Origin of the sequence: Pseudomonas sp. GW456-12-10-14-LB2, from assembly GCF_002884345.1 — a bacterium.
GTDB classification, from domain to species: Bacteria; Pseudomonadota; Gammaproteobacteria; order Pseudomonadales; family Pseudomonadaceae; genus Aquipseudomonas; species Aquipseudomonas paraglycinae.
Window position 1 is genome coordinate 1 of sequence record NZ_POHV01000295.1, and the last position, 229, is coordinate 229.

At 57.2% G+C, this 229-nt stretch carries 1 protein-coding gene; it reads right to left on the minus strand.

Annotation, left to right across the window (positions count from 1 at the left end):
* Positions 1-185: hypothetical protein (locus tag C1X29_RS29600; RefSeq protein WP_218275748.1), on the minus strand; the 185-nt coding region annotated here is incomplete at its 3' end.
* Between the last annotated feature and the right edge of the window lie 44 nt (positions 186-229).

The window sequence follows — 229 nt, forward strand, 5'->3', positions numbered from 1 at the left end:
CCTGTGATGATGCCATCACGGCGTTGCACGAGGCTGGCGGACATGCCAAGACGGCCATTGTCATGGTGCTGTTGGGGATGACTGCGACTCAAGCTCGAGCCCGACTGGCTGAAGCGGGCGGCGTAGTCCGGGTAGCCGTCGATGAGAACCACCTTCGCCTGTGAATCTTCCAGGGAGGAAGTCATGGACTATCACTTACTTGCACGAGAAATACTCGATCTTGTTGGAG